The sequence below is a fragment of the Vreelandella maris genome, from assembly GCF_013371085.1.
Taxonomy (GTDB): domain Bacteria; phylum Pseudomonadota; class Gammaproteobacteria; order Pseudomonadales; family Halomonadaceae; genus Vreelandella; species Vreelandella maris.
The window spans coordinates 266,448-286,223 of sequence record NZ_JABWCV010000001.1 but is presented as its reverse complement, the minus strand read 5'-3'; the positions used below and the strand labels follow the sequence as shown (position 1 = coordinate 286,223).

Sequence of the window (19,776 nt, the reverse complement as noted above, 5' to 3'; positions counted from 1 at the left end):
TGGTGAGGGTGTCACCGTCCGGGTCATTGTCGTTAGCCAGCAGCGTGCCGGGCTGGATGGTCAGCGCGGTGTCTTCTTCGGTGGTCAGCGCGTCATCGCTGGCAGCGGTGGTGTTGTCGTCATCTTCCGGTACCGGGGTGTCGTTCACCGGCGTGACCTCCACCGTGACCGTGGCACTGGCCGTGGCACCATTGCCGTCGTCGACGGTGTACTCGAACGTGGCGTCGCCGTTGAAGTTGTCGTTCGGGGTAAAGGTGATGGTGCCGTCATTATTGAGGGCCACGGTGCCGTTGGTGGCATTGCCGACGCTGGTGATGGTGAGGGTGTCACCGTCCGGATCATCGTCGTTGGCCAGCAGTGTGTCGGGCTGGATGATCAGCGCCGTGTCTTCTTCGGTGGTCAGCGCGTCATCGCTGGCAGCGGTGGTGTTGTTGTCGTCTTCCGGCACCGGGGTGTCGTTCACCGGCGTGACCTCCACCGTGACCGTGGCACTGGCCGTGGCACCATTGCCGTCGTCGACGGTGTACTCGAACTGGGCGTCGCCGTTGAAGTTGTCGTTCGGGGTAAAGGTGATGGTGCCGTCGCCGTTCAGTACCACACTGCCGTTGGTGGCATTGCCAACACTGGTGATGGTGAGGGTGTCACCGTCCGGGTCATTGTCGTTAGCCAGCAGCGTGCCGGGCTGGATGGTCAGCGCGGTGTCTTCTTCGGTGGTCAGCGCGTCATCGCTGGCAGCGGTGGTGTTGTCGTCGTCTTCCGGCACCGGGGTGTCGTTCACCGGCGTGACAGAAATCGCAAGGGTCGACGTAACGGTGTTTTCTCCGTCTGTTACGTTGTAGCTAGCGGCTTCGATATCGCCGTCATAGTTCTCGACAGGAGTAAATGTGAACGCGCCATTCTCGGCAATGGTCAGGGTGCCCACACCATCTTGAGTGGCCGTCTCACCTGCAGCTGCAGTTTGTTCGTACCAGCTGAAACTCACTACCGTGGCCGCATCGGGGCCATCTGGGTTTTGGGTATTGTCGAGTACGTTGCCGCTAGCCACCTCGTCTTCGTTGGTCGTAACCGACTCACCGTCATCAGCGAGGGTATTGATCGGCTCGGGAGTCGGCTCTGGCTCAGGCGTCGGCTCAACCTCCTCGGCAGCTGCCGTATCAGGAGCCCCGCCAAACTCAACGAACTCTCCTTCTTCCAGCCCGCCCGAGGTCTCAAAACTTAACGGGTCGGTTTGCTCTGCAATACGAGCAAGACGCACGAAATCATGCCCCTCACCACCGCCGCCAGCGCCACCACCCGCGGCAGTTGCATCAAGGATATCGAGAAGATCACCTTCTTCATCTTCCAGGGCAGCTAACAGCGCTTCAAGATCCGCATCCTGTGCACTGGCATCTTCAGTGGACACAAGCTGGTCGCTGTCGAGTTCGGAAGAAACAACCACTTCTTGGCCGCCCTCCACTAGGCTATTACCCGCCCCGTCAGCAAAATCCAGTTCTACACTGCCATTACTGGAAGTAATGAGAACTTCACCTTCCTGCAACACATCACCAATACTCAGTTCACGCAGGTTACCGGATTCATCACGTGCCCAAGCCTGACCAGAAATTGCAATAACGGTTGCAGTTGCCATGTAGATCTCCCGAACGAATAAAGAAGCCGTTTTCTAGCGCTTTGCACTTGGAATTAGCGGCATATACCATCATCGTAGGCGGGTGAACTACAAAAAAGTATTGTACTGATGGACAGAAATAGGCTTAAAGCTGCCTACGCCCAAAAAGGGAGGGAAAGCGCCCTTATCTGTTCGATCTATCACAGTTAAGAGCGCAGTAATGAATTAGTAGCTGGCGAGCTCTCTGGTCGAAGAGAGCTTGAGCATTAACTGCAGCCGATCACGTACTGCTAGCTTTTTAAAAATAGCGCTTAAGTGAGCTTTTACCGTGCGCTCAGTTATATCGAGCTGACGAGCGACCTCTTTATTGGTTGCCCCCCGCGCAACCGCCAGGGCAACGCCGCGCTCACGCTCAGTCAGTAAGGCAAGGGAGTCACTATCGGCACTTGAGACCTTCTCGGTGCGCTGAGTCAAGGCTTTAAAAGTGCCGCCAATTACTTTCGCAAGCAACTCTTGACCGACCCACACTCCTTGGTTAGTAACCACAAGCGCCACTTGCTTCAACACATCAGCTGTCGCAAGCGTGTGTGCATAACCACGCCCGCCCAGGTCCAATGCTTTAAGCGCTTCTTTATGTTGGGGGGCATAGCTAAGTATGACGACTGTTGCCCCCATCAAAGCCAAGCGCTGAGTCAACTGTGGCCATGAGGCGACGGTGGTTGCTATCCAAACTAAATCACCCGATTGAGCATTTTGTTCAATTGAGTCGGGCGTTGAGGGCTGTGCATCAGGAAAAGCCTTTTGCCAACGTGCTTTAAGACTGCCATCCATTGTCACAAACCAATAGTCCATTATCGTTCCCCCATCGAATCGCGCCATGCCCGCAGAATAGGCTTGAGCAGAAACTGCATCACTGTTCGCTTGCCGGTTATAATATCTACTTGCGCGGTCATCCCTGGGATTACCTGCAGTGAATCCGCTACATCTTCGTCGTTAAGGCTGCGAACTCGCACTAGATAAAAGGTGTTATCGTCGTCATCGGTAATGGTATCGGCGCTAATATGATCCAGCTCAGCTTTCAGCCCCCCATAGATGGCATAGTCGTATGCCGTTAGCTTGATGGTGGCTTCTTGGCCGGGATGTAAAAACGCAATATCTTGAGGTGCGATACGCGCTTCAACCAACAACTGGTCGTCACTAGGCACAATATCCACCACTTCTTGCCCAGGTTGAGCAACGCCACCGATGGTGCTTATGTGTATACGCTGCACTACGCCATCTACCGGCGAACGAATTTCGGTTAGCCGCACTCGGTCCTGCAAACCAGTACCGGATTGTTGAAGCGCATTCAAATCACCCAGCGTTTCGGCAAGGTCATTACGCCACTCGCTTCGGCGCTCCGCCCCTAGTTCAAGCAATTGCCCTTCTGCCTCTTCTACCGCTGCCTCTAATCGTGAAACAGCCGCATCAGCCTGGTTCCGCTCACCGGTGGCACGCGATAAATCTCGCTGAAGGCGTAACACTTCAACTTCGGAAACAGCACCTGACTCCAGCAGCGGCCGTGTTAGATTCAGTTCTTGACTAGACATATTGGCTTCACGCTGAGCAGTATCACGCTTAGCGACGGCTTCTCTTAACTCCTCTCTTCGCTGGCGTATGCGATCATCAAGCACGTTTTCTTGTTCACGCAACTCTTCGCGGCGGCTCTCATAAACCTCACGTTCTTGAATCACAATAGAAGGCACTTCTTGACGCAGCTCTTCATCGGGCTCGAAAGGTGAGTCTGTGACTAACGCGCGCAGCCGCTCCGCTTTCGCTTGTAAGGCATAGCGTTGTGCTCGATTTTCGCGAAAGTCCGACACAAATCGGGTCGGATCAATTTGCATTAACACCTGACCCGCTTCGACTACTTGCCCTTCACGGATCATAATCTGCTCAACGACACCGCCATCAAAAGACTGTATTTGCTGTAAATGGCTAGCTGGAATAACGCGACCGCTACCTCGCGTCACTTCATCAATGGGCGCAAAACAAGCCCAGGTAACAAGTGCCACGAAAGCCAGGCAAACACCGTAAAGAAAGAGGCGTGCTCGCATGGGCTCTTGTTGCAAACGCGCCCAATCAGTATCACTTGCCCAGTCCCGGCTTAAATGCGCAGAGGTAACGCGTCGCGCAAACAATCGATCCATAAAAGGGCGGAATGGTTTTTTGCCTTTTTCAGAGAACCGACCAATAGCCTCGAAGCCTTTTTGTTCAGTGGTCTCAGTGGTTTTCTTAGCCATTAAGAAGCCCTCCCAATCTGACCTTTACGGAGCGCTTCTACGACCGTATCGCGGGGCCCATCCGCGACGACCTTGCCAGCATCCATCACGATAATACGATCCACCAAAGAGAGCAGAGACGTTCGATGCGTCACCACTAGCATTGTTTTACCTTGCGCCACGTTACCTAGGCACTTTTTAAACGCTTCTTCACTAGCGTTATCCATAGAGCTGGTCGGCTCGTCCAGTAGCAGTATTGCCGGGTCATGGACTAACGCCCGCGCAATTGCCACAGACTGTTTTTGTCCTCCAGACAACGCTTGACCACGCTCACCTACCTGTAGATCAACTCCACGAGGGTGGCTATTCACCAAAGACTGCAACCCTGCAATATTAAGCGCTTTAAGCAACTCTTCGTCATTGACACGATCACTGCCGCCGCCAGCGACGATGTTATCGCGCAAGGTTCCTGAGAATAGGCTGACATCTTGAGGAACGTAGCCAATATGGCGGCGCAGTTGTAGAGGGTCGAGTTGTCGGATATCAATACCGTCTAGCAACACGGCACCAGCAGTGGGCTGATAAAAACCCAGCACTAGCTTGTTAAGTGAAGACTTGCCACAGCCTATTCGGCCTAGCAGGGCAACCTTCTCACCCGCTTTAATCGAAATTGTTACATCGCGCAATGCATCGCGCTCTTCGTTAGGATAGCGCAATGTCACTTTTTCTAATTGGATGCTGCCAGCAACACTGGGCTTTTCGACATAGGCTTTACCCTCATGGCGCTCAACACGCTTATCCATCACTTGGTTGAGTGAATCTAGCGCGGTAGACGATTGGTGATACTGCGCCAGCAATGCCGCCGCTTGGCTGATAGGCGCCATCGCTCGCGAAGAGAGCATATAAGCGGCAATCAGGCCGCCCTGGGAAAGATTGCCTTCAATAATTTGATAAACGCCAACAATAATGACGCAGACCGCCACACTGTGTTGCGCCCATTGCGCCACATTCGAGACGGATGTGCTCACTAACCGAAGCTGGGCACTGGTACGCGATAAAAAAGCGGTGGCTTTTTCCCAATGACGCTGAATACGGCTTTCAGCGCGCAAGGCTTTGACATTTTCTAACTGTGACACCGACTCAACGAGCAGAGCATTCCGCTGAGCCCCCACTTCCCAGGTGGTCTGCGAAAGCTCATGAAGCTTGCCCTGTGCCGCCAAGGCATAGAGCAATACAAATACAACCCCTACCAAAACAGGCAAAACAAGCCATGGATTAATTAAGGCGATAATCGCTGCAAATAACAGCACAAAAGGGAGATCAACAATACCTAAAATGGTAGCCGAACCAATAAAAGCACGTATTGACTCAAAGGATTGCAGGGTTGAAGTAAACGAGCCGGTTGAGACTGGCCGATCTTCTAAACGCAAGCCCAGCGTTTTCGCCATAATAGAGGAAGAGAGTTTTACATCCGCCCTGCTAGCCGCTAAATCGACAAAGCTACTGCGCATTAGCCGCAGCGCCAAATCAAAACAGAGCACAATGAAAATACCGCCAGCAAGTACCCAGAGGGTTTCAGTCGCCTGGTTGGGGACAACACGGTCATACACATTCAGCACAAACAGAGGCATGGCCAGAGCAAATAGATTAATGGCCACTGAACCAATAAGGATATCTCGATAGAGCTTTCTATTTTCCTGAATGACACTCCAAAACCAGTGACCGCCCTTCTTTTTCTTAGTTTCGGGGTTATTATCCAATCGAAGGCGAGGACGAACGTATATGGCTTCTCCTGAATAGCTAGACGCCAAATCATTAAGGCTAACTTCGACTTCGGCTTCATTCAGCTCAGGGAAGACAGTTTTAACAAGCCCCTTTTTAACATCGATTGCATTGACGATGCATGCACGTCCCGGCTCAAGGAGCACAACAACAGGAAACAGTTCTGGGTTAAGGTTTACAAGTCCACTCTTAACAATTTTTGCCGTCATCCCCGCACGGCCGGCTGCCCGGGCAAAAACAGAGGGCGTCAGCTTACCATTTTCAAGCGGCAATCCCGCGATTAACGATTCGGAAGAAACCTCATGCTGATGCATTCTGGCAACTGCCTGCAGGCAGAGAAGAAGCTCGTCATTATCTAATGAAGGATCTTGCGCCTCTTTAACAGATAGCGTTTGAACAGACTCTGACAATGTCCACCTCTTATAATAAAATAGCACATAGCATATTTTTAAAAGCTATGTGCTATATATTTTTAGCGAAACAAGCACGACACTTGATAAAATAAATACAAAAAATATTACTTACGTATTTATCTCATCGAACCGTTCCAAAGTAATTTCTACACGTCTGTTTTGAGCGCGCCCTTCTACAGTGTCGTTTGAAGCAATTGGCTGATTAGAACCATAACCTTCTGTTTGCATCAAATCCTGAACAACGCCTTGTTCAACTAAAAAGCGAGCAACACTATTAGCGCGCTGCTGAGAGAGGGGGTCATTGATTGCATCTGAACCGGTATTGTCAGCATGGCCTGCAATGAAAATCCGAGCGAGATCACTCCGCTCATTTATTTCAGCGGCTAAGCGTGCAAGGTTTTCACGAGTATCTAACCCTAATTCCGCACTATTAATAGGAAATAATGCATCGGCGGAAAGCGTCACATCGGGCGCTCTTGTTGGGGCTGGAGCCGAAAAATCACCGCCAGTAAAATCTTCTAGCGTAAAGCCACTCGGGCCTCTTACGGGGCATACAATTTCCGGCGTAATGGCGACGCCATCGTTACCCAACTCAGCCAACGTCGGCATGTCATCGCGCATAATCTCTAAGGCTTGCATTAGTTGACCCGTCGCCGCGAGGGTTCTTGCATCTGCCAGAGTGATATCATATTGAGCATTGGCATAAGCACGACTTGCTTCAAAATATTCGTTCTCACTATCCAACACATCTAAGAGAGTACGCTGGCCAATATCAAACTGCTGTTGGTAAGCGCCTCTAACGCGATCAATGGATAAGCGGTGCTGATTTAAATAATTCAACTGTTCGCGAAGGCGTTGAGCATCGTTATAAGCAATTTGTGTGGTCTGACGCACGTTAGTACAGGCTAATTCGCGCTGATCAACAGCTTCTTCGATGCGATCACTAGCTGCTCGGAAGGCCGCTCGGTCACTACCGCCATTGTATAGATTCATACTCGCCACTAGCTGAATGCTAGTTTCATCACGGCGACCCGTAATGGCATCATCTTGATTATTAGTGCCAGTTCTGCCCTGAATTTCCAACTGAGGCATAAATGCTGCACGCGTTCCTTCCCTCTCAGCACGCTGAACATTGATATTTTCAATGGCGGCATGAAAGTCGGGGTTACCTTCGAAGGCTAGGTTGACAGCTTCACTGACACTAGCAGGCAACTCATCTTCGAGCGTCGGTGCAGGCATCAAGTTTTGTGCAGGCAAATCGCCCACAATACGCATGTATCGAGCAGTAACGTCATGTAAATTTGTCGCTTCAGTCATCAGGTTTGACTCTGCCAGCGACACGCGCCCACTTATTTGCTCAAGATCTACTCCGCGGCCCGCACCGGAAAGCGTACGCTCTTCAATTTGCTGATACACCTCCTGATGCTTGGCATAGTTTTCTTGTGCCAGCCTTACCAACTCACGATATCGTGCAACGTCCAAATAAGCTTCTGCAGCTTCAAGAGCAACATTTTCGCTGGCACCAATTAGCTCGTAATAGGTTACCAATTCTGCTCTATCTAACCGCTCGACTTCGCTCCGAGTAGCAAAGCCATCGAACAGCATTTGGGTTAGCGTAAGCTCAACAAAATCAGTTTCATAGCTACCTCGGCCATCGCCCTCTTGGGCTTCCCGACCGACACCTGCAGATACATCAATGCTGGGTAAATAATTGCCCCGTGCCACACCGATATCGTTTTTGGCCGCGCTAAGGCGTGACCATGCAGCTTCAACTTCAGGATTTGTAGAGATAGCTTTTTGCACTACACTCTGTAGGTCGTCATTACCAGGTGCGTAAAGACTTTGTGGGAGCGTCTGAGCAATTGCACTCGTAAGCGGTGCAAAAGCCAACGTAGCGGCCAGTAATGGCGTTGAAATGCGGCGAAGATTATTTTTGATCAAACGTGAAGCGACTGCATGTTCCATTTATGCGTTCCCTGTAGCTGATATCACTTTAGCGGTCACCCAGCTAAGCGTTTAGCCTCCATGCTTTTTTATAAGACTAATCACCCCAAGCCTAGCACCTAATTGAAAAAGTAATAATGTTAAAAATAGGCATAATTCGTTAGGCATACCTAGGCGATATACTTAACAGCACCCCATCAGTCACTAAGCGTAACACAAAAATACAAAAGAACACCAAAAGGTTGCAGCCATTTGAAATCACCTCCATTAGCTACTCTTTTGTGCTTGCTGAAGCCCTAATCCCAACAAAATGAGCACCAACCCGACCAGGGTTGAAGGCAAAATAGGCTCTCCTACCACTAGATAAAGCAAAAACAGCGACACAGGCGGTGAAAGAAAAATCAGGTTGGAGACTTTGGCGGTGCGCGACACTTGGTGTACCGCCAGCTGCCACAAAATAAACGCCACGCCCATTTCAAACAGGCCTACATAAACGCCCGCCCCAAACGCTGGCCAACCATGCCACTGCACACCTGGGCCAAGCAGTAACAAAACCGTCAGCACAGGCAGACCCACACTGAAGTTTTGCCATTGGCCTACCAGAGGCTGTCGCTTATCGCGTGCATTGAGCAGCCAATAAAGTGCCCACAGCAGCGTCGAAGCGAGCGCCAGTACAACCCCTAATGGATCGGCGAAAGAGACATTGAAAACCGAGCCACGTGTAGCGATCACCCAAACGCCTGAGTAAGCGACGAACCCAGCAACGATATCTATTCGAGTCAAGCGTTGACCAAGCAAAGGCACCGCTAAAAACGCCATCGCTAACGCCCAGGTATAATTCAGCGCCATGGCTTCTTGTCCAGGGAGTCGGTCATAGGCGGCGAACAGCACTAAATAATAAGCCACGGGATTCATCAACCCCGCCCACGCAGCTGTTTTCCAACCACTGCATAGCGCCGTGGGCATATTTCCCTGCTTGATGACTAGCGCTCCCATTAATGCCCAGGAAACGAATGCCGCTAGCCACATCAATTCCAAAGGGCTCATCCATGCGAGTGCTACTTTGAAAGCCGTTGCCACTGTCGACCAAAGCGCTACCGCCCCCAGGCCATAGAGGACGGCTTGCTTATCCTGACTCATCGGTCGATATGCCCTAAATCTCGCTCTGGATCCAATTGATCTCGCACGCGTTGCTTGAGAAGTTTTATATCGGGAAAGCCGCCATCACGCTTACGCTCCCAGAGCAGTAGTTCATCACACCATATCTCGAAAGTGCCGCCATGAGAGGGTGATAGCGCGACCTCCGTCAGTTGCTCACCAAAGGTCGATAGAAGTTCTTGGGCATACCAAGCGCTACGCAATAGCCACTGGCATTGAGTGCAGTAGCGGATTTGAATGCGTGACATTGAGAGTTCCTTATCGGTAAATTCCTTTGCAGGATACTATGTCGTTCTCAAAAAACATTTTGTCATCTTAAATTAGCAATCGCCAAGGAACCGTCATGGCTCAACCGGATGTTTCACAGTCTCGCCTTTATGAGTGGCTAACAGGCGATGAAGATAGCCGCATGTGCGATGACATACCTGACAGTGCTTGCAACGAACAGCCGCGCAATTTTTTCCTACACCTATGGGCTTCTTTAGGAAATAAGTTGGCTGACGAGTTATCTAGCGCGCGCTTAGTTTTACCGTGGCTGATGGGCATTATTGGGGCACCGGTGTGGATGGTAGGCTTGCTAGTGCCCATACGTGAGGCGGGTGCGCTACTGCCACAAATTTTTGTGGCGGGTTTTATCCGCTTAAAACCCAAACGGAAATGGGTATGGGTAACAGGTGCGCTGATTCAGGCGCTAGCCGCATTAGTGCTGGCCCTACTTGCGTTGTTCGCCACCGGCTCTTTGGGCGGCGCATTAGTGTTAGCCGCGCTCGTGCTGCTTTCGCTGGCACGGGGCTTATCCTCCATCGCGACCAAAGACGTACTGGGTAAGACTATTTCCAAACGCCGCCGCGGCACGTTGATGGGCTGGAGCGGCAGCGTTGCCGGTGGCGCTACGCTGGCGGCGGGCGCTGTACTCATGCTGCTTGATAGTCGCCCCGGCAATGTTATCGTGGCGCTCTTACTCGTAGTCGCCGCTAGTGGCTGGCTAATGAATGCCTTAGCCGCGGCCCGTATTGTAGAAGCTCCTGGCGCCGTTGAAGGAGGAGAAAACGGCTGGGACAGTATTAAGCTAGGTCTGTCGCTGCTAAAAAATGATCGCACTTTTCTACACTTCAACCTTGCCAGGGCATTACTGCTATCAAGTGCACTCGCCTTGCCTTACATCGCTCTGTTGGGGCAGAACCAAAGTGGCACCGACCTCGGCGGCCTGGGTATTTTGATTGTGGTATCCGGGCTTGCAGCGATGGTGGCAAGCCCGGTCTGGGGCAAGCGCGCCGACCAATCGAGCCGCAGCGTTATGCGCGATGCAGCGGTAGGTACGGCTATTTGCTGTTTATTAGCCGCCAGCGTGGTCTGGCTGCCAGGCGGGTGGGCACAAAGTATTTGGCCCTATGCGGTGGTTTACGCGCTTTTAGTGATTATTCACCATGGCGTACGCTTGGGGCGAAAAACCTACCTCATTGATATGGCGAGTCAAGATAATCGGGCGCTTTACGTTGCGCTCTCTAATACGCTAACAGGCCTATTAATGCTTTTGGTAGGCGGCATTATTGGCGCTCTTGCACAATGGTTTGGTAGCGCCATACTACTGCTAATACTGGCTGCAACCGCTGTGGGGGCTGTATTGAGCGCCCAGCAATTGCCAGAGGTTGAATGAGACGGTGCGCGTACACGATTGCAATGCGTGACAACGCTCGCCATGATAGAGCTAGATAGCAGCGGTAGATTGGAGCCCTTGCTATGCTGCTGATAATAAATGATTTGAAATCCTGCCCGTTCACAGGCAAAAAAAGCCACTTTGAACGGCGGGAAGGATTGGAGCTGCAACAGGAACCCCTTGATGAAACGATCTCCATTGATCAGTCCAGAGCTGCTCGAACGCATAATTGACGCCTCGGAAGACGGTATTGTTGTTGCTGAACAGGAAGGCGATGAAAATATCCTCATCTACGTCAATAAAGGCTTTGAGCGCTTAACGGGCTATAGCGCGGATGAAATTCTGTATCGCGACTGTCGTTTTTTACAGAACGAAGACCGCGACCAGGATGCCCTGGTCTCTATCCGAGACGCGCTTAAAAATGGCAGCCCTTCTCGCGAAGTACTGCGTAATTACCGTAAAGACGGCACCATGTTTTGGAATGAATTATCCATTACACCGGTCTACGACAAAGCAGACGAGCTGATGTATTACATTGGCGTACAAAAAGACGTAACGGAACGTGTAGAGGCCCAGCTTGCGCTTGTGGAGTTACAAAAACAGCGAGATAACCGCTAATTATTAACTTTCTCACTAAAAAAACCGATCAATGCTTGAACTTCATCCCTACTGGCGTTATATAGCCGCAAGGCGCTTAATTTGCGCTAGGCGCTTCACTTTGCAATCCACACATGCTTTTTGATCCGTATGTGCTAATAAGTGGAGCCGTTGTTACGCCGGCACGCCGGCTGGGTTGGAGGACATCACATGAGCCGTGATCCCCTAAATCGTGAAACGTTTACCAGTGAAGCAATCGACTCAGACGAGTTCGAAAGCTTAGACGCCGTTAATGATGACCATTACGGTAAAAGCAAGCCTAGCAAAGCAGACAGCTTACGCGCACGACGCCAAGTAGAAGCATGGCTAGAAGAGCGTCGACTTCAGCGAGCCATAGAAGACGACTGGGACGAAGAAGAGTAAGCGTTGAATAGCTTGGCCTTCTCAGCCAATGAGTGGGCCTGGCTAGTCGCGCACCTTAAGCAGCCTAGCCTTTCCTGGCGCAGACCACTATCATCACTCCTTAGCCAGTAGCCTGCTGCTGTCGCTTTTTTCTATCAACAACCTAACGGATCTCCATGGCGCAATACGTTTTCACCATGAATCGGGTTGGCAAAGTAGTGCCGCCCAAAAAGCAAATTCTCAAGGATATCTCATTATCGTTTTTCCCTGGTGCCAAAATCGGCGTATTGGGGCTTAACGGTTCGGGGAAATCCACACTGCTGCGCATCATGGCCGGTGTCGATAAAGAGTTTGAAGGTGAAGCTCGTCCGATGCCCGGCATCAATATTGGCTACCTTCCCCAGGAGCCGGAACTAGACGACGAGAAAAACGTTCGCGACACCGTCGAAGAAGCGTTAGGGGCAATTAAAGAAGCACAAGAAAAATTAGACGCGGTGTACGCCGCTTACGCCGAGCCAGACGCCGACTTTGATGCCCTGGCAAGCGAGCAGGGGCGGCTGGAAAATATTATCGAGGCGGCCGATGCGCATAACTTAGAACGCAAGTTGGACGTTGCCGCTGAAGCGTTGCGCCTTCCTCCTTGGGATGCCAAAGTCGGCAACCTATCAGGGGGTGAACGCCGCCGGGTGGCACTATGTCGCCTGTTGCTCTCAAGTCCTGACATGCTGCTGCTGGATGAGCCTACCAACCACCTTGATGCAGAATCAGTGGCTTGGCTTGAGCGCTTCTTGCACGACTACAACGGTACCGTAGTGGCGATTACCCACGACCGTTACTTCCTGGATAACGTGGCGGGCTGGATTCTTGAGCTTGACCGTGGTCAGGGTATCCCGTTTGAGGGTAACTACTCTCAGTGGCTTGAGCAGAAAGATCAGCGCTTAAACCAAGAAGCCAAGCAGGAAGCCTCGCGCCAAAAAGCCATCAGGCAAGAGCTTGAGTGGGTGCGCAGCAACGCCAAAGGCCGTCAGGCAAAAAGCAAAGCGCGTCTTAACCGCTTTGAAGAAATGCAGTCAGGCGACTTCCAGAAGCGCAATGAAACCAATGAAATCTATATTCCGCCTGGTCCGCGCCTAGGCGATAAGGTCATTGAGTTTCATAACGTGACCAAGCGCTTCGACGACAAGCTGCTTTATCAAGACCTCTCTTTCACGATTCCCCCGGGTGCGATTGTGGGGATCGTAGGTGGTAACGGCGCAGGTAAGTCGACCTTATTTCAGCTAATTACCGGTAAAGAGCAACCCGATGCAGGCGAGGTTGTGATTGGCGAAACCGTCGATATCGCCTATGTCGAGCAGTTACGCGATGCGCTGGACAACAAGCAAACTGTCTGGGAAGCCGTATCGGATGGTCAGGACATCCTGAATATTAACGGCTACGAAGTCTCCTCCCGCGCCTATGTGGGTCGATTCAACTTTAAGGGTAACGACCAGCAGAAGCGTTTATCGGAGCTCTCCGGGGGTGAACGTGGTCGCTTACAGCTTGCGCAAACGCTCAAGCAAGGCGCTAACGTGCTGTTGCTTGATGAGCCGTCAAACGATTTGGATATCGAAACCCTGCGGGCACTGGAAGACGCACTACTCGCCTTCCCCGGCTGTGCCATGGTGATTTCGCACGATCGTTGGTTCTTAGACCGTATCGCCACGCACATTATGGCCTTTGAAGGTGACTCTGAAGTGGTCTTGTTTGAAGGCAACTACGCAGAGTACGAAGAAGATCATAAAAAGCGAGTCGGCAACGATACGCCTAAGCGTATGAAGTACAAGCGCATTGATGCCTGATAGCTTGCCTCACACTGACGCGTGATATTGATAGCCAAGGCCCCGCACTGCGGGGCCTTTTTAATTGCGCTGATGTCAGTAAACGCCTAACGTCTGCGATCAGTAAGAAATGAAACGATACACAGAATTAAAAATAGCACGAACAGTATTTGCGCAATGGTCGAAGCAGCCCCGGCAATGCCAGAAAAGCCAACCACTCCCGCGATAATCGCAATGATGAAAAACAGCACTGCATTGCCTAGCATCCTTTGCTCCTTTCCTTGGTTATCGCTTCCCTTAGGGGTTTGCTGCACACTCCATTATGCGGCGTCTATTAGAATTTAAAGGTGATAGGCACTTTTAGAGATGACTTTCGATGCCAGTCGCATGCCCCACTTCACCGGGGCAGGAAAACGAATGCCCCCTGCCTCTAAAGCAAGATGGGCGTGATGCGCCTCATCAACAGCCATTTGGCGTAGGATAGCTCGTGAGCGATAATCGCCGGGGGGTAGCGATTTTTGGTGAGCATCAAGATGTTTGCTTGCCTGTTCTTCCGTCGCGGCAACAACCCCCAAACTGATACGATCACTGACTGCCCCAGTCGCTGCACCGATGCCAAACGAGGCTACATAAAAGAGCGGGTTTAAATAGCTGGGTCGGCTTTGTAACTGCACTAAACGCTCATCACACCAGGCCAGATGATCGATCTCTTCCAGTGCAGACTGCTCAACCTGTTGACGCACATGAGGAAGTTTAGCGGTCACGCTCTGCCCCTGGTAAAGCGCTTGGGCACACACTTCACCGGTATGATTAATCCGCATCAAACCCGCCGCGTGGCGGCGCTCTTGATCATCGAGCACGCCATCGACAACACCCACTGCAGGGCTGGTGCGCTGCGATGCGGCCGCGTGAGGCATTAGCGTACGTAAAACAGTATCAAACTGGTGGATGACGCGATCTGAACGACTCTGTTGACGATCCATGGCAACACTCCGTTGTTTGATGACGGGTGACGATAGCGGTCTACTTAGACTAACCAGCAGGCCACGTGAAAGCACGTCCACCCATTAAATGCATGTGGATATGGTAGACCGTTTGCCCGCCCATTTCGTTGCAGTTCATAACCACACGATAGCCATCTTCAGCAAAGCCCTGCTCACGAGCAAGCTTGGCGGCAGTAAACTGTAGCCGCCCTACCGTCACAAGATCGGTTTCATCGATATCATTGAGTGTAGCGATATGCTTTTTGGGAATGATCAACTGATGCGTCGGCGCCTGAGGGCCAATATCGTTAAACGCCAACACATGCTCATCTTCATAAACGATATCGGCAGGGATTTCGCGCTTGATGATTTTACAAAACAGACAATCCATATAACTCTCCTTACGGCTTTCAGCCAATGCTGACGGTCACGATTAACGGAAGCGCCGCTGCGCCAGTAGATGCCTGACCAGAGGGGCAAGTATGAGCTCCATGGCCAGCGACATCCGCGCGCCGGCTACCACCAAGGTATGCGGGCGGGTCATAAACGAATCTTTGATCATCGCCAGCAGCCAAGGGAAATCAACCTTGGAGGGATCTCGAAAGCGGATGACCACAAACGACTCAGCGTCGGTGGGAATATCCTGCACTTCAAAGGGGTTGGAGGTATCAACAGTAGGCACCCGCTGAAAATTGATGTGGGTGCGCGAGAACTGCGGTTGGATATAACGGACATAGTCATCCATCCGGCCCAGGATAGTGTCAATAACCGCTTCTTGTGAATAACCACGCAGTTTGGTGTCACGGTCGATTTTTTGAATCCACTCCAGATTCATTGTGGGTGCCACGCCTACCAAAAGATCCACATGGCGGGCAATATCATACTCTTCAGTCACCAGCCCGCCGTGCAGCCCTTCATAGAACAGCAGGTCGGTTCCACAGGGCAGCGATTGCCACTCGGTGAACGTCCCCACCCGGTAGCCCGCTTCAATTTTCTGCTTATCTTCGGCGTGGATATAGTGCCGAAAGGTACCTGAACCGTGTTCGCCATACTCGCTAAACAAGCCTTCCAGGCGGTCCAGTAAGTTAGCCTCTACTGCAAAATGAGAAAGCTCATCTTTGCGCTCGGGCTCCTCCCGGAAGATACGGTGCAAATCATCGCGGGTGTAGCGGTGAAAGGCATCGCCATCAACCACGGCTGCATGCACATCTTCACGCAGAAACATCCGCTCAAAACTGCGCCGAACGGTGGTCGTGCCCGCCCCAGAAGAGCCGGTGACCGCAATGATCGGATACTCCCGTGACATCAGCCGCTCCTCGCATGTGCAAGCGCTTGTTTAACCTGCTCAGGCACCTCAACAGGACGACCCGTAGCAAGATCAATCAGCAGTTGATTAACCCGTGCTGTCGCGACAACCTGCTGGGAATCTGCCTGGTAAATGCGCTGATAAACTGTCAACGCTGTACCTTGAGGCTCAGGCACGGCAGTCGCAATGATCAAAGCGTCAGGCCAGCGTGCTTCACTTTGATACGTTATCGCAAGGTCGGCGACGACCGATGGATGCCCGTGCATGTCCCATTCAGGCAGATCCAGCGCCGCAAAGGCCTGAATACGCGCCTCGTGGAGCAGCGATACCACCGCATCGTGCCCCAAGTGGCGGCCGTAGTTCATATCGGTTACCCGCACTGCCAGAGAGTGACGATGAATGACCGCTTCAGCGGGAAAGTCCAGCTTGACACGCTCCATGCCTTTTCCTCGTCAGTGAAGTAGGGAACCTCGGTTTAAACGGCGTATGCATTCAGAGCTAGCTCAGCATCAGGCTTACTTACCCCTCGCGAGCAATCGCTCTGAACGCGATATCACGTCGACACTCAACGCCTTCCCAGTGAATCGCGTGAACGCCTTGGTACGCTTGCTGCTGCGCTTCTGAAACGCTATCACCTAACGCTGTTACGCACAGCACACGACCGCCTGCCGTGGTGATTTCACCCTTGGCATTTTGCGCTGTGCCCGCGTGGAACACTTTGCAACCTGTCTGTTCAGCGTCTGCTAAGCCGTGGATAACATCGCCTTTGCGATAGCTGCCAGGGTAGCCCCCAGCAGCCAATACCACGCCTACCGCCGCACGCGAATCCCATTCGCAACGCTGCCCGGCCAATCGGCCTTCGGCACCCGCCAAGCAAAGCTCCGCCAGATCAGAAAGCAAGCGCAGCATAATCGGCTGAGTTTCAGGGTCACCGAAGCGGCAGTTGTACTCAATAACGCGAGGGTTACCGGCGCCATCAATCATTAAGCCTGCATACAGGAACCCCGTATAGGCATTGCCCTCAGCAGCCATGCCACGCACAGTGGGCAGAATCACCTGCTCCATAATGCGCGCATCAACTTCAGGGGTAACCACCGGTGCTGGCGAATAAGCCCCCATACCACCCGTATTCGGGCCGGCATCACCATCGTAGGCACGTTTATGGTCTTGGCTAGTCGCCATAGGCACGACATTCTCACCGTCCACCATGACAATAAAGCTCGCCTCTTCACCCTCTAGGAACTCTTCAATGACCACCCGAGCACCGGCATCGCCAAACGCATTGGCTTCTAGCATGTCGCGGATAGCGGCTTCCGCTTCGGCTTCGCTCAGGGCTACGATGACACCTTTACCCGCCGCCAGGCCATCTGCTTTGATCACTATCGGCGCACCCATTTTTTGTAGATAGGCAAGCGCGGGGGGAACCTCAGTAAACGTTTGATAGTCCGCCGAAGGGATTTCATGACGGGCCAGGAAATCCTTGGTAAAGGATTTGGAACCTTCCAACTGGGCAGCCGCCTGCGTAGGGCCAAAAATAGTTAACCCCGCTGCTTGAAAGCGGTCAACCACACCGTCTACTAAAGGCGCCTCAGGCCCTACCACGGTAAGGCCAATCTGCTCATCACGGGCAAAGGCGATCAGGCTGTCTAGATCTGTTGCGGCAATCGCTACATTGGTCAGCTTTGCTTCTGTCGCGGTGCCCGCGTTACCAGGGGCGACAAACACCTGCTCAACCTGTTTAGATTGCGCTAATTTCCAAGCCAGGGCGTGCTCACGACCACCGCCGCCTATCATCAAAACCTTCATGTGCATCCTTCTCAAACGGGAGAACGTTATCGGCGGCATTATGCCACAGCGCAGCGGCGAGTGGGTCAGGAGGAAGGTTTGTTGTCATCGTTAGTATCGTTGGTATCGCGGTTGTCGCCCTCAGACGGCGTTGTATCTTCTGAGTCATCGACTTGACCGGGCTGGTTCAGCGTTTTTTGCCAAAAGCGCATGTTCTCTTCAGCCAACTCGCGCATAAACTCCAACGGCGTGTTACGCATTGCCTGCTTCCACTGACTTTGCATCCGTTTTTGCTGCTCTAACATCAGTTGCGTACCCTGCTCGAGGTAACGCGATAGTGGCAACGGCGATGTCATGTCGTAAACGCGGATTAATTGCGCCAGCAGATCATTAGAAAACACTTCTGCCTCGCTGTCCGCTTGTTCCTGCTCGATGATAATAGAGAGCAAAATAGTACGTGTCAGATCTTCCCTGCTTTTGGCATCTTCTACCCGAAACGGTTCTTCTTCAATAATTAAACGGCGCAGGTCTTCCAGCGTTACATAACGGCTCTGCTGGGTATCGTATAGCCTGCGGTTAGCATATTTGCGAATCACGCGCACAGCGCATCTCCTTAAACGCGATAGGGGCTTTTGCTCCCGTTACTGGTATTGTGCCTGCACCACGCGTCCATGCAAGCCACCTTAATAGTTTAGCAAGACGCACTGCGCCTGTTTTGTGACCAATAGACCTCATTATGAATTTGATTTTGCTTGATCCTAACGATCTTACCGTCGACGGTCATGTCTGTATTACCGACCCTCGTCGCCTGACACATCTGCGCGATGTCCACCGCTCTACCCCCGGCGCCCTGCTCACCGTAGGCGTACAGGGCGGTAACATGGGTAAAGCGCTTCTCAAGGAACTGTCAGCGGAACGCGCTTATTTCCAACTGGAAACCCTTGATGAGCCACCGCCGCCACCGCTTCCCGTGCACTTGGTGCTAGCGCTACCCCGCCCGCGGATGCTTGCGCGCACGTTGGAGCATGTAACGGCGCTGGGTGTCAAAGAGATCACCTTACTGCATACCAAGCGGGTAGAAAAAAGCTACTGGCAGTCACCCGAGTTACGCGCCGAGAAAATTCATCAACACCTACTATTAGGCCTGGAACAAGCGCGCGATACACAGCTACCCACTGTCACGCTGAGCAAAGGCTTCCGTCCATTTCTGGAGCAGCAACTACCTGACTTACTGGGCAACCGACGCGGATTGGTAGCCCACCCCGGCATGCCTGACCCCTGCCCAAGAAATATCAGTGAACCTACTTTATTATTGGTAGGGCCAGAGGGAGGATTTATAGCGTGGGAAGTCGAGCAGTTGCTGACAGCGGGTTGTGAGGGCATGCACCTTGGTCCGCGCATTCTACGCGTCGAAACAGCCGTGACCGCCCTGCTGTCACGGCTGTTTTAACTATGTAAATTTAACTATGTAAATATTAGTGTAAGCGCAAGCGGTTAAGATTGATCATCTTCTGGGTCATGGGGCACAACGGTCGCGTTTTCCCCACACTCAGGATCTTGCAAGAAGGTTTCACGCACATCTAGCATGCCAAGATGGCTAATCGTACGGCGGCCCAGCAGTAGCGGGTAGTTCATCTCTTCACGGTCGCGCAGGCTGAATTGCTCTTCATAAATAGTGTCGCCCATGCAGACTTCCAGCAGCACCACAGGGCGCTCGTCGCGGCCACCTGCACCGCGCACGGCTAATTCTCGGTAGAGCGGACGCTCAATCTGATCACTGAAGACCTCACCACTCGCCTGATCTTCAAGCTTTAAACGAAAGCGTACCCACTCTTCATCATCTTGCTCAAACAGCTCAATATCTCGCGCATCCAGCGAGGAGGTTAAGGCGCCGCTATCGAGCTTGGCCTTCACCTCAATATCCCAGGGCTGCAGGGTTGCTTTTTCAACCCAGCCAAATACTTGATCGTCATCGGCCATTGCCACGGAGGCAGAGAGCATGCCTCCCATCAAGGCACTGACTAATAACTTTGCTACTAACTTTTTATCCATTAATTGCATAGCA

At 52.2% G+C, this 19,776-nt stretch carries 20 protein-coding genes; 5 read left to right on the top strand and 15 right to left on the bottom strand.

Going from position 1 to position 19,776, the window contains the following annotated elements; all coding sequences use genetic code 11:
* The 7 genes from HUO07_RS01370 to HUO07_RS01340 all read right to left on the bottom strand — a co-directional run.
* Positions 1-1,627, bottom strand: a 1,627-nt coding sequence (locus HUO07_RS01370; RefSeq protein WP_176302051.1) for a retention module-containing protein, incomplete at its 3' end; no start/stop codon positions are given.
* A 204-nt stretch (positions 1,628-1,831) separates the two neighbouring features.
* Complete coding sequence (locus tag HUO07_RS01365; RefSeq protein WP_176302050.1) at positions 1,832-2,458, bottom strand: response regulator transcription factor; 627 nt, start codon at positions 2,456-2,458, stop codon at positions 1,832-1,834.
* A complete protein-coding gene (locus tag HUO07_RS01360) occupies positions 2,458-3,888 on the bottom strand; it encodes an HlyD family type I secretion periplasmic adaptor subunit (RefSeq protein ID WP_176302049.1) in 1,431 nt (476 codons plus the stop codon). Before HUO07_RS01360 ends, HUO07_RS01365 begins: the two co-directional genes overlap by 1 nt.
* Positions 3,888-6,059, bottom strand: coding sequence for a type I secretion system permease/ATPase (locus HUO07_RS01355; protein ID WP_176302048.1), 2,172 nt, complete (start codon positions 6,057-6,059; stop codon positions 3,888-3,890). Before HUO07_RS01355 ends, HUO07_RS01360 begins: the two co-directional genes overlap by 1 nt.
* 111 nt (positions 6,060-6,170) lie before the next feature.
* Complete coding sequence (locus HUO07_RS01350) at positions 6,171-8,027, bottom strand: TolC family outer membrane protein (protein WP_176302047.1); 1,857 nt, start codon at positions 8,025-8,027, stop codon at positions 6,171-6,173.
* A gap of 246 nt (positions 8,028-8,273) precedes the next feature.
* Positions 8,274-9,146, bottom strand: a complete 873-nt coding sequence (locus tag HUO07_RS01345; RefSeq protein WP_176302046.1) for a DMT family transporter — start codon at positions 9,144-9,146, stop codon at positions 8,274-8,276.
* A complete protein-coding gene (locus tag HUO07_RS01340; RefSeq protein ID WP_008959619.1) occupies positions 9,143-9,412 on the bottom strand; it encodes an Rdx family protein in 270 nt (89 codons plus the stop codon). The genes HUO07_RS01345 and HUO07_RS01340 overlap by 4 nt, the downstream gene beginning before the upstream one ends.
* A 95-nt stretch (positions 9,413-9,507) precedes the next feature.
* Here HUO07_RS01340 and HUO07_RS01335 point away from each other — a divergent pair, with 95 nt between their 5' ends.
* From HUO07_RS01335 to ettA, 4 genes are all read left to right on the top strand, one after another.
* Positions 9,508-10,821 carry an MFS transporter gene (locus tag HUO07_RS01335; protein ID WP_176302045.1) on the top strand — a complete coding sequence of 438 codons (1,314 nt, stop codon included), beginning with the start codon at positions 9,508-9,510 and terminating at the stop codon, positions 10,819-10,821.
* Between the two features lie 183 nt (positions 10,822-11,004).
* Complete coding sequence (locus tag HUO07_RS01330; RefSeq protein WP_176302044.1) at positions 11,005-11,439, top strand: PAS domain S-box protein; 435 nt, start codon at positions 11,005-11,007, stop codon at positions 11,437-11,439.
* Between the two features lie 189 nt (positions 11,440-11,628).
* A complete protein-coding gene (locus HUO07_RS01325) occupies positions 11,629-11,841 on the top strand; it encodes a PA3496 family putative envelope integrity protein (RefSeq protein WP_008959622.1) in 213 nt (70 codons plus the stop codon).
* A 155-nt stretch (positions 11,842-11,996) separates the two neighbouring features.
* Positions 11,997-13,658: an energy-dependent translational throttle protein EttA gene (ettA, locus tag HUO07_RS01320; protein WP_035563186.1), complete on the top strand. Its 1,662-nt coding sequence runs from the start codon at positions 11,997-11,999 to the stop codon at positions 13,656-13,658.
* 86 nt (positions 13,659-13,744) lie between these two features.
* Here ettA and HUO07_RS01315 read toward each other — a convergent pair whose 3' ends face one another.
* From HUO07_RS01315 to phaR, 7 genes are all read right to left on the bottom strand, one after another.
* On the bottom strand, positions 13,745-13,903 hold the full coding sequence (locus HUO07_RS01315) for a DUF1328 domain-containing protein (protein ID WP_101147824.1): 159 nt from the start codon (positions 13,901-13,903) through the stop codon (positions 13,745-13,747).
* 75 nt (positions 13,904-13,978) lie between these two features.
* Positions 13,979-14,620 (bottom strand): 2-polyprenyl-3-methyl-6-methoxy-1,4-benzoquinone monooxygenase, encoded by a 642-nt coding sequence (coq7, locus tag HUO07_RS01310; protein WP_008959625.1) that lies wholly within the window; start codon positions 14,618-14,620, stop codon positions 13,979-13,981.
* 49 nt (positions 14,621-14,669) lie between these two features.
* Positions 14,670-15,011, bottom strand: coding sequence for a histidine triad nucleotide-binding protein (locus HUO07_RS01305; protein ID WP_008959626.1), 342 nt, complete (start codon positions 15,009-15,011; stop codon positions 14,670-14,672).
* A gap of 42 nt (positions 15,012-15,053) precedes the next feature.
* Entirely contained in the window at positions 15,054-15,926 is an 873-nt protein-coding gene (locus HUO07_RS01300; protein ID WP_176302043.1) for a phosphoribulokinase, read from the bottom strand.
* Positions 15,926-16,366, bottom strand: coding sequence for an acyl-CoA thioesterase (locus HUO07_RS01295; RefSeq protein ID WP_176302042.1), 441 nt, complete (start codon positions 16,364-16,366; stop codon positions 15,926-15,928). Before HUO07_RS01295 ends, HUO07_RS01300 begins: the two co-directional genes overlap by 1 nt.
* A gap of 79 nt (positions 16,367-16,445) precedes the next feature.
* Positions 16,446-17,732, bottom strand: coding sequence for a phosphoribosylamine--glycine ligase (gene purD / locus HUO07_RS01290; RefSeq protein ID WP_176302041.1), 1,287 nt, complete (start codon positions 17,730-17,732; stop codon positions 16,446-16,448).
* Between the two features lie 65 nt (positions 17,733-17,797).
* The gene (gene phaR / locus HUO07_RS01285; protein WP_176302040.1) at positions 17,798-18,313 is read right to left on the bottom strand and encodes a polyhydroxyalkanoate synthesis repressor PhaR; all 516 of its coding nucleotides are present in this window, start codon (positions 18,311-18,313) and stop codon (positions 17,798-17,800) included.
* 134 nt (positions 18,314-18,447) lie between these two features.
* On the opposite strand from phaR, the gene HUO07_RS01280 reads away from it, so the two are divergent.
* Entirely contained in the window at positions 18,448-19,161 is a 714-nt protein-coding gene (locus HUO07_RS01280; protein ID WP_176302039.1) for a 16S rRNA (uracil(1498)-N(3))-methyltransferase, read from the top strand.
* Positions 19,162-19,205: 44 nt separating this feature from the next.
* Here the strand turns inward: HUO07_RS01280 and rloA3 are convergent, their stop codons facing one another.
* Positions 19,206-19,772 (bottom strand): retropepsin-like aspartic peptidase RloA3, encoded by a 567-nt coding sequence (gene rloA3 / locus HUO07_RS01275; RefSeq protein ID WP_176302038.1) that lies wholly within the window; start codon positions 19,770-19,772, stop codon positions 19,206-19,208.
* Positions 19,773-19,776: the final 4 nt, after the last annotated feature.